The sequence below is a fragment of the Streptomyces sp. NPDC025618 genome (genome assembly GCF_055558795.1).
On record NZ_JBVHLW010000021.1, the window covers coordinates 105,717 to 114,909 of the forward strand.

Annotated in this window: 9 protein-coding genes; 3 read left to right on the top strand and 6 right to left on the bottom strand. The window is 74.9% G+C overall.

The window, feature by feature from the left end; genetic code table 11:
• Positions 1-35: 35 nt before the first annotated feature.
• Positions 36-2,381, bottom strand: coding sequence for a GH92 family glycosyl hydrolase (locus tag ACZ4A5_RS19190; RefSeq protein ID WP_467584988.1), 2,346 nt, complete (start codon positions 2,379-2,381; stop codon positions 36-38).
• 196 nt (positions 2,382-2,577) lie between these two features.
• Here ACZ4A5_RS19190 and ACZ4A5_RS19195 point away from each other — a divergent pair, with 196 nt between their 5' ends.
• On the top strand, positions 2,578-3,294 hold the full coding sequence (locus ACZ4A5_RS19195; RefSeq protein ID WP_467584991.1) for a (2Fe-2S)-binding protein: 717 nt from the start codon (positions 2,578-2,580) through the stop codon (positions 3,292-3,294).
• Here ACZ4A5_RS19195 and ACZ4A5_RS19200 read toward each other — a convergent pair.
• A complete protein-coding gene (locus ACZ4A5_RS19200) occupies positions 3,225-3,920 on the bottom strand; it encodes a PAS domain-containing protein (RefSeq protein ID WP_467584994.1) in 696 nt (231 codons plus the stop codon). The genes ACZ4A5_RS19195 and ACZ4A5_RS19200 overlap by 70 nt on opposite strands.
• A 271-nt stretch (positions 3,921-4,191) precedes the next feature.
• Between ACZ4A5_RS19200 and ACZ4A5_RS19205 the strand changes: the two genes are divergently transcribed.
• Both ACZ4A5_RS19205 and ACZ4A5_RS19210 read left to right on the top strand, forming a co-directional pair.
• Entirely contained in the window at positions 4,192-5,235 is a 1,044-nt protein-coding gene (locus ACZ4A5_RS19205; protein WP_467584997.1) for a phosphatidylinositol-specific phospholipase C domain-containing protein, read from the top strand.
• Between the two features lie 104 nt (positions 5,236-5,339).
• Entirely contained in the window at positions 5,340-5,555 is a 216-nt protein-coding gene (locus ACZ4A5_RS19210) for a dodecin (protein ID WP_361531657.1), read from the top strand.
• A 21-nt stretch (positions 5,556-5,576) separates the two neighbouring features.
• On the opposite strand, the gene ACZ4A5_RS19215 is transcribed toward ACZ4A5_RS19210, so the two are convergent.
• From ACZ4A5_RS19215 to egtB, 4 genes are read right to left on the bottom strand one after another with little or no spacing between them, the layout of a single operon-like run.
• Positions 5,577-6,062, bottom strand: a complete 486-nt coding sequence (locus tag ACZ4A5_RS19215; RefSeq protein WP_467585002.1) for a universal stress protein — start codon at positions 6,060-6,062, stop codon at positions 5,577-5,579.
• The gene (egtD, locus tag ACZ4A5_RS19220) at positions 6,059-7,033 is read right to left on the bottom strand and encodes an L-histidine N(alpha)-methyltransferase (RefSeq protein ID WP_467585005.1); all 975 of its coding nucleotides are present in this window, start codon (positions 7,031-7,033) and stop codon (positions 6,059-6,061) included. Before egtD ends, ACZ4A5_RS19215 begins: the two co-directional genes overlap by 4 nt.
• A complete protein-coding gene (gene egtC / locus ACZ4A5_RS19225) occupies positions 7,030-7,812 on the bottom strand; it encodes an ergothioneine biosynthesis protein EgtC (RefSeq protein WP_467585008.1) in 783 nt (260 codons plus the stop codon). The genes egtD and egtC overlap by 4 nt, the downstream gene beginning before the upstream one ends.
• Positions 7,812-9,167, bottom strand: coding sequence for an ergothioneine biosynthesis protein EgtB (gene egtB / locus ACZ4A5_RS19230; protein ID WP_467585017.1), 1,356 nt, complete (start codon positions 9,165-9,167; stop codon positions 7,812-7,814). The genes egtC and egtB overlap by 1 nt, the downstream gene beginning before the upstream one ends.
• Positions 9,168-9,193: the final 26 nt, after the last annotated feature.

Genomic DNA, 9,193 nt, shown 5'->3' on the forward strand with positions numbered 1-9,193 from the left:
CTTCGGAAGCCGCCGCCCCGCGCCGGTCCCCGGGTTCAGCCGATGGCGGGCGCCACGGCCGTCGGCGCCGTGCCCCAGCGGGAGGGCGTATCGCCGACGGTGAAGTCGAGCCGGGAGGCGTCCTTGAGCTGCGCGGTCGTCAGGTAGGTGCGGTCGTGGGGCGAGCCGTCGAGGCGGACGGACCGGATGTAGCGGTCGGTGTCCGAGGTGCCCGGCGCGGTCACGGTCAGCCGCCCGCGCGGGTACCAGCGCGGGTCCAGCCGCAGGTCCACCCGGTCGAACACCGGAGTGCTCAGGCCCCAGGTGTCCGCGCCCGGCTGCACCGGATAGACGCCGATGGCGGAGAGGACCATCCACGCGGACATGGTGCCCAGGTCGTCGTTGCCGGTCATGCCGGCCGGGCTGTCGGTGAAGAGGGTGAGCGCGGCGTGCACCACGTCCGTGGTCTGCCACGGCCGGCCGGTGGAGAGGTAGGTGTACGGCGCGATGAGGTCGGGCTCGTTCTGCGGGTTGTACTTGTCGGCGTTGTAGTAGTCGTACGGTCCGTTGACCCACACCTCGCGGGCGGTGCGCGCCGGGTCCTTCAGCAGCCGGTCGTAGGCGAAGAAGGAGTCGAGCCGGGCGTTCGCCTTCTCCGCGCCGCCGATCAGCCGCACCATGCCCGGCAGGTCCTGCGGGACCAGCCACTGGTACTGCCAGGCCGTGCCCTCGTGGAAGCCGACGCTCTTCGCCGGGTCCGCGGGGCCGGTGAAGGCGCCCTTGCCATCGCGGGCGCGGAAGAAGCCGGTCGACGGGTCGTGGACGTTGCGGTAGTTCCGGGCGCGCTCGGCATAGCGCTCGGCGTCCGCGCGGTGGCCGAGGCCGCGGGCCATCTTCGCGAGGGCCGCGTCGGCGAGCGCGTACTCCAGGGTCGCCGACGCGCCCTGCTGGTAGTCGGAGTCGCCGGGCTTCTCCTTGGGGCGGTCCGGCAGATAGGGCACATAGCCGTTCTTGATGTATTCCGCGTTGCCGTCCCGGCCGGCGTAGGGGGAGGAGGCGGGCGGCACCCCGTCCGCGTTCTTCTTCAGCGCGCGGTACGCCTCCTCCTCGTGGCCCGCGAGCAGCCCGGCCTGATAGGCGTTGGTGAGGTACGGGGTCACCGGGTCGCCGGTCATGATGTTCGTCTCGACCGTGCCGTAGCCCCACTTGGGCAGCCAGCCGCCGTCGCGGTCGACGCGCAGCACCGACAGCGCCATGTCCCGCGCCTCACGCGGCGCGAGCAGCGCGAGCAGCTGCGCCTGGGTGCGGTAGGTGTCCCACAGCGACCAGTTCTGGTAGTAGGTGAACCCCTCGGCGCGGTGCGGCTGCTGGTCCCAGCCGGTGTAGCGGCCGTCGGCGTCGCTGCCGATGTTGGGGGAGAGGAAGGCGCGGTAGAGCGAGGAGTAGAAGGTGCGCCGCAGCGCCCGGCCGCCGCCCCGGGCCCGGACGTCGGACAGCCGCCGCTCCCAGGCGGCGCGCGCCTGGCGCGCGGTGCGGTCGAAACCGCCGCTCTCCGCGCGGAGGTTGCCCTCCGCGCCCGCGGCGTCGACGTAGCTGATGGCGGTCGTGGCCTCGACGGTCCGGTCGCGGGTGGTGTCGAAGCGCACCCACGCGCCGTTGCGCCCGGTGGAGGTGGAGAGCTTGGAGCCCGGGGTGATCCGGTCGCCGTTCCAGGTGCCGAAGCCGGTGAAGGGGCGGTCGAAGCGGGTGACGGTGTGCAGGGTGTAGGGGCGGGTGTCCTGGCAGAAGCCCCGGCCGGTGATGGTGGAGCGGACCGTACGGGAGTCGACGACCTCGACGGTGGTGGACACCGTCCGGTGCAGCGACTGGCCCGTGTTGAGCAGGACGTTGGCCTTGTCGGTCGAGGGGAAGGTGTAGCGCTGGACGCCGGTCCGCTCGCTCGCCGTCAGCTCCGCGGTGATCCCGCCGTACGAGGAGAGCCCGACCTTGTAGTAGCCGGGCCGGGACCGCTCGTCGCTGTGGCTGAACGCCGCCGCGTAGCGGGCGTTGTCCGTGCGGGTCACCTCGCCGGTGGTGGGCAGCACGGGCAGGTCGCCGCCGATGCGGCAGCCGACGCCGGACAGGTGCACGGCGCTGAAGCCCCGGATGTGGCCGTCCTTGTAGTCGTAGCCGGTGTCGTGCCCGGTGTCGGGGGACAGCTGCACCATCCCGAACGGCACGGCGGCACCGGGGAAGGTGTTGCCCTCGTTCTGGGTGCCGATGAACGGGTTCACCAGACCGGTGAGGTCGTCGTCGGCCGCCACGGCCCGCTGCGGGGGTACGAGCGCCGCCCCGGCCAGCGTCGCCGCGAAGGCGAGCGCGGCCGCGCCGGCGCGCAGCCGCAGGTGTGCGGTCCATCTCATCGTCCACGCCCCTCGTCTGACGCGTCATATGACCTGACATCGTTGTCAACGCCGAGGGTATCGAGAGGTTGACGTGCTGTCATGATGCCCGGCGCGCCTGGTGTGGCGATCCCCGGCCCAGGCGACGCGCAGGGCGGCGGGCCGTGAAAGGCTGGCGGTGCCCCTGCCCGCCCGCCGAACGGACCCGCCCCCGCCCATGAACCTCCGCGAACTCGCTTCCGTGGGGCCGTTCTTCGCCCTGCGCACCGACGACGACCCCGGCGGCGCGGGGGAGTACCTGCCCCTGGCGGGCCGGACCGAAGAGGCCGTGCGGCGCAGGGTGGCGACCGTGGCGGAGCGGCTGGGGACGGCGGACCGGCGGGTGGCCGCGTCCGTCGCCTACCAGGGCATCGCCGGCCGGCTGCTGTCCGTGGCCCTCGGCTCCGCCGTGCTCACCGGCCGCGTGCCCGACCTCGCCGACGGCCGGCTCCGCTGGCACCCCGCGCGCACGGCCCCCGACGACCTGTGGCTGCCCGCGCCCGCCGCGCTGCCGCCCGCCGCCGACCTGGCGGGCCAGGTGCGCGACCGCGTCCTGGCCGGCCCGCTGACCACCCTGCACGCCACGACGCGCGCGATCGTCCCGGTCTCCGGCCGGCTGCTGTGGGGCAACGCCGCCTCGTCGCTCGCCGGATCGCTGCGGGTGCTGCACGCGTGGTGCCGCGAACGGCACCGGCCCGAGGAGGCGGCCCGCGCGCTCGCCCTGACGCGCGCGCTGCTCGACGCGCCGCCCCTGAGCGGCACCGGCACCCTGACCGCCCCCGCGCCGGGCGGCCCGGCCTTCGCCCGCACCACCTGCTGTCTGTACTACCGCGTCCTGCCCGGCGGGATGTGCGGCGACTGCGTGCTGCGGCACGCGCCCCGCGCGGCCCGCTGAGGCGCCGGGGCTGGCGGCCACTCCCGGGTGGACAGCACCCCGAGGACGTACGCCTTCGCCACCAGCGCCGTGCGGTTGGGCACCCGCCAGCGCCGGGTGAGCCTGGTCAGGTGGTAGTTGACGCCGTCCACGGTCAGGCCGACGGCCTTGCCGATGGCGGCGGTCGTGGCCCCGGCGGCGGCCAGCGCGAGGATGTTCCCCTCCACCACGCTGACCTCCGCCATCGGCTCCACCGGCCGGTGCGAGGGGTCCGTCCGCACGCGCAGGATCGCCAGCAGCATCGGGTTCGCGGGGAAGGCGTCGCCCACCGGGTCCACCAGCAGCTCGCCCTCCCGCTCGATCCCCTCCGCGCCGGTCACCCAGCGCACCTCGATCGGGTGACGGGGCCGGCGGCCCAGCCGCAGCGCCTCGATGTGCCGGTCGAGCCGGCCGATGGCACGCGGCCGGAACAGCTCCTGGAGGTTGCGGCCGCGCAGTCTGCCGGGCGCCGTGCCCCACTCGGCGGCCATGGCGGGGTTGGCGACCGTCACCTCGCCGTCCGCCCGGCAGACCGCGATCGGCGTCGGGATCCGGTCGAGCAGCAGCAGAAAGTGGCTGCGCCAGCTGGTGTATTCCTCGCCGCCCATGTCCGCACCGGCCCCTCGCTCGTTCCACGCCCGTCCAAGGGCCCGTCCAGTGCTTGCCCGGCGGGGCCCGTGCAGGAGCGTCGAGCTTCCCACCACTGCAGGATCGTGCAGTTCTGTATACGAGTGGGTGAGCTCATTTGCGTGCCGCGCGCGAGGTCCCGGAGCAGGCGCTCGCCCGCTCCCGCGCACGGGCCTTTCCGGGCCCCGCACATGATCCAGTAACCTGCTGGTCGCTCGCGCGCCGCGCGGGATCGACGAAAGCGGGGGGGACATGCGAACGGGCATACGCGCGGGAATGATCGCGGTCGTCGCGGCGGCCACGGCGGCCGTCACGGCCGCGCCGGCCGGGGCGGGGACGGCGGCGGGACGGGCGGCCTACTCCGCCACCACCTCGGTCGGGGTGCACAACGCCTACGAGACGGCGAAGTACCCCTATTTCGCCGACGCCCTCGACTCGGGCGCCGCCCTCCTCGAACTCGACGTCTGGACCAACGGCCTCGGCGGCCGCTCCTTCCGCGTCTCGCACGCCAACCCGCTCGCGAACAACAACAATTGCGAGGGCGCCGCCGCACCCGCCGAGCTGCGCACGAAGTCCCGCAACCAGCCGCTCTCCGGCTGCCTCGCCGACATCCGGGCCTGGCACGACGCGCACCCCGGCCACCGGCCCGTCCTGCTCAAGGTGGAGATGAAGGACGGCTTCAACGCCGACAGCGGCCGCGGGCCGGCCGAACTGGACGCCCTCCTCGGCGAGAAGCTCGGCGACGCCCTCTACCGCCCCGCCGACCTCGCCGGGAAGCACGCCACGCTCGACGAGGCCGTACGCGCCGACGGCTGGCCGGACCGCTCCGCGCTCGCGGGCAGGTTCGTCGTGGAGCTGATCCCCGGCACGGTGGAGGAGAAGAACCCCGCTGACCGGCTGTGGACCGACCGGGAGTACGCGACGCACCTGCGGGACCTCGCCGCCGCGGGCCGGCTCCGGCAGGCGGGCGCCTTCCCGGCCGTGCACGGCGCGGTGCCGGGCGATCCCCGCGCGCGGTACGCCGACCCCACGATCCGCCCGTGGTTCGTCCTCTTCGACGGGGACGCGGCCACGTACACCGGCGGGAAGATCGACACCGCCTGGTACGACAGCCGCCACTACCTCGTCGTCATGACCGACGCGCACAAGGTGCCGCCCGCCATCGACATCACCCGCCCCACGGAGGACCAGGCCCGGGAGAGGGTCGCCCTCCTCGCGAAGGCCCACGCCAGCTTCGCGACGGCCGACTGGTATCCGCTGCCGCGGGTGCTGTCGTCGGTGCTGCCGCGCGGCTGACCCCGGCCCGCCGCGCCTTCCAACGGCCGCGCTCGCCTCGCGGGGTGGCGCGCGGTGGGTCACGGTGGGGGTGTCCGGACCGTTCCACGCCTGGAGCCTGTGCCATGACCCACCACACGTATCGCGTGACCGAGATCGTCGGCTCGTCCCCGGACGGCGTCGACGCCGCCGTCCGCAACGGTCTCGGGCGGGCGTCCCGGACGCTGCGCAACCTCGACTGGTTCGAGGTCACGCAGATCAGGGGGCACCTGACGGAGGGCGGGGTCGGCCACTACCAGGTGGGCCTGAAGGTGGGCTTCCGGCTGGACGACGAGGACTGAGCCGACGGGACCGGGCGGCCGCTACGGGACCACCGTCACCGGCCAGCGGCCCGCCTTGACCAGGCGGACCGCCACCGAGCCGATGATCCGGTGGCCCGCCTGCTCCGACGCGCCCACGATCACCGCGTCCGCCGTGAGCTCGTCCGCCGCCTTGACCAGACCGGCGTAGGGGTCGCCGCGGAACGTGTGGAACTCCCACCGCATCTCGTGGATCCCCCGCACCCGGTCCGTGGCCGCGCGGATCTCGGCGAGCAGTTCCTCGGCCACCTCCTCCGTCGCCTCCACCACCGGGGCCCCGAGCGCCGCGCCGCCCGCCAGCACCGGCTGGACGTAGACGATCGCCAGCAGCGCGTTCTGCCGACGGGCCAGCCCGGCCGCGTAGGCGGCGGCGCGCCACGACGAATCGGAGCCGTCGACACCGACGACGATCACCTTGGGGCCGTCGGTGCCGCGCTCGAAGCCCGCCGGGATGCCGTCGCCGCGCCGCTCGTTCTTCTCCTCGTTCACACCGCGAGGCTAACCGGCACGGACAGCGACAGCGCGAAGCGCCCCTGCTCGTCGGTCCACCAGCGGCGCAGTTCCAGCCCCGCGGCCGCCAGTTCCGCGCGCACCCCCTCGTGGCGGAACTTCGCCGAGATCTCCGTCCGTAGCTCCTCCCCCTCCTCGAAGTGCACCGCGAGGTCCAGCGCGGGGATCTTCACCACGACGGCGCTACGGGCCCGCAGCCGCATCTCGATCCACTCCCGCCGGTCGTCCCAGAGGGCGACGTGGTCGAAGTCCGCGGGGTCGAAGTCGGCGCCGAGCTCACGGTTGACGACGGCGAGGACGTTCTTGTCGAACTCGGCCGTCACCCCCGCGGCGTCGTCGTAGGCGGCGACCAGCGTCCGCTCGTCCTTGACGAGGTCCGTGCCCAGCAGGAACGCGTCACCGCGCGCCAGCCCGGACCGCACCGCGCCGAAGAAGACCGCCCGCTCCTCCGGCCGGAGATTGCCGATCGTGCCGCCGAGGAAGGCGAGGAGCCGGGGGCCGGGCGTGTCCGGCAGCGCCAGGCCGTACTGGAAGTCGGCGACGAGGGCGTGCACGGTCAGGCCGGGGTTCTCGGCGAGCAGTGTGCGTGCCGCGCCCTCCAGGGCGCTCGCGCTGACGTCGACGGGCACGTAGTGGTCGATGGAGGGCAGTGCCGAAAGGAGGTGGCGGGTCTTGTCGGAGGAGCCGGAGCCCAGCTCCACCAGCGTCCGCGGCCGCACGACCTCGGCGATCCCGGCGGCCCGGGTGAGGAGGATCTCCCGCTCGGCGCGCGTCGGGTAGTACTCGGGCAGCTGGGTGATCGCGTCGAACAGCTCGCTGCCGCGGGCGTCGTAGAACCACTTCGGGGGGAGCGCCTTGGGCGTACGGGTCAGCCCGGTCGCGACGTCCGCGCGCAGGGCGGCGGCGGTCGCGTCGGCGGGAAGGGTGCGGGTCAGGGCGAACGGACTCACAGAACGGGCTCCTTGAGCGCGGAGTGCGGGGCGAGCGGGGAGAGGGGCGACAGCGCGACGCCGGCGCGGGTGGCGGTGAGCAGGGTGCGGTCGGGGACCTCGGTCCAGGCGGGGTCGTCGTCGTAGGGCTCGGAGGCGACGACGGTGCGCCCCGCCCGGTCGCGAAGGCACCACAGCGAGTCGCCCCACGCGGTCGCCGCGATGGCCGTCCCGTCGGTGAGCAGCAGGTTCAGCCGGGAGCCGGGAGCGGCGCCGGACAGGGCCGCGACCGCGCCCGCGAGGGCGGGCCCCGGGGCCGCGCCCTCGCGCAGCCGGTGCTCGACCAGCGCCCAGACGAACGCCGAGTCGCACCGCGCCGCCAGCCGCAGCAGCGCGCCCGGGGGCAGCAGGGCGGCGAGCGCGGCGACCGAGTCAGGCCAGCCGGCCAGCGCCCCGTTGTGGCTGAACAGCCAGGGCCCCGAGGAGAACGGCGCGGTCGCCGCCTCCCCGTCGGCGTCCGCCTCGGTGGCGTCCCGCACCGAGGCGAGCAGCGCCTCCGCGCGCACCACCCGGGCGAGGTCGGCGAAGGTCTGGTCGCCCCACACCGGCCCGGCCCGCCGGTAGCGCGCGGGCACGGGGTCGCCCGGCGCGTACCACCCGATGCCGAAGCCGTCCGCGTTGACCGTGCCGTGGCGCTGCCGGCGGGGCGCCCACGACTGGCGGACGAGCGAGTGCGGCGGTTCGGCCACGGTCGCGCCGAGCGGGGACTCGGGCCCCACGACCGCCAGGTGACGGCACATCAGGAGGGCTCCGCGTCGCGGGCCGTACGGAATCCGGCGAAGATCTGCCGGCGCACCGGCAGGTCCCAGTTGCGGAACGTGCCCCGGCAGGCGACCGGGTCGACGGCGAAGGACCCGCCGCGCAGCACCTTGTGGGCGCTGCCGAAGAACACCTCCGAATACTCGCGGTAGGGAAAGGCCCGGAAGCCCGGATACGGCAGGAAGTCGCTCGCCGTCCACTCCCACACGTCACCGATCAACTGCCGCACGCCCAGTGGTGAATCGCCCGCCGGATAGGCCCCGACCGGTGCCGGGCGCAGGTGGCGCTGGCCGAGGTTGGCGTGGGCCGGGGCGGGGTCCTCGTCGCCCCAGGGGTAGCGGCGCGAGCGGCCCGCGGCCGCGTCGTGGCGGGCGGCCTTCTCCCACTCGGCCTCGGTGGGCAGCCGCCGCCCGGCCCAGGCGGCGTAGGCCGCCGCCTCGTACCAGCTGACGTGCAGCACCGGTTCGTCCGGCGGCACGGGCTCCACGACCCCGAACCTCCGTCGCACCCAGGCCGTGCCCTCGCGCCGCCAGAACAGCGGCGCGGCCAGTCCCTGGGCGCGCACCTGCTCCCAGCCCTCGGGCAGCCACCAGCGCGGGTCGGTGTAGCCGCCGTCCTCGATGAACCGCAGATAGGCGGCGTTGCTCACCGGCAGGGTGTCGAGGAAGAAGGGCGGCACCGAACGGGTGTGGGCGGGCCGCTCGTTGTCCAGGGCCCAGGGCTCGGTGGAGGTGCCCATCGTGAACGGGCCGCCCTCGATACGGACCTCCGCGGGCAGCAGGCCCGCGTCCGGCGCCGCGGGCGGCGGCTCGGGCGCGGTGAGGGCCGCCGGGCCCCGGCGCAGCTGATGGGTGATCAGCATGGTCTCGTCGTGCTGCTGTTCGTGCTGGGCGATCATGCCGAAGGCGAAGCCGGACTCCACCAGCGGGGCGCCGCGTAGCGGGGTGGTGCCCAGCAGGTCGAGGACCCGGCCGCGCACGTCCGCGACATAGCCCCGCGCCTCCGCGGGCGGCAGCAGCGGCAGCGCCGGGCGCCGGGCCCGCGGGTGCTCGAACGCGTCGTACACCGAGTCGATCTCCGGGCGCAGCGCCGCGCGGCCGCCCACCGCGCGCAGCAGCCACTGCTCCTCCTGGTTGCCGATGTGCGCGAGGTCCCAGACCAGCGGTGACATCAAGGGGGAGTGCTGGGCGAGGAGTTCGCGCTCGTCCACGCAGCCGGTGAGCTGCCCTGTGCGCTCGCGGGGGGGGGGGGGGGGGGGGGGGGGGGGGGGCCGGGGGGGGGTGGGGGGGGGGGGGGGGGGGGGGGGGGGGGGGGGAAAGGAGGTACCGCCACCCACCCGGAGGGAGAGGGGGCGGGGGGCGC

Coding starts and splice junctions, on each gene's coding strand:
- ACZ4A5_RS19190 (WP_467584988.1), bottom strand. CDS start 2,381: ATGAGATGGACCGCACACCTGCGGCTGCGCGCCGGCGCGGCCGCGCTC.
- ACZ4A5_RS19200 (WP_467584994.1), bottom strand. CDS start 3,920: ATGGGCGGCGAGGAATACACCAGCTGGCGCAGCCACTTTCTGCTGCTG.
- egtC (WP_467585008.1), bottom strand. CDS start 7,812: ATGTGCCGTCACCTGGCGGTCGTGGGGCCCGAGTCCCCGCTCGGCGCG.
- ACZ4A5_RS19195 (WP_467584991.1), top strand. CDS start 2,578: ATGAACCTCCGCGAACTCGCTTCCGTGGGGCCGTTCTTCGCCCTGCGC.
- ACZ4A5_RS19205 (WP_467584997.1), top strand. CDS start 4,192: ATGCGAACGGGCATACGCGCGGGAATGATCGCGGTCGTCGCGGCGGCC.
- ACZ4A5_RS19210 (WP_361531657.1), top strand. CDS start 5,340: ATGACCCACCACACGTATCGCGTGACCGAGATCGTCGGCTCGTCCCCG.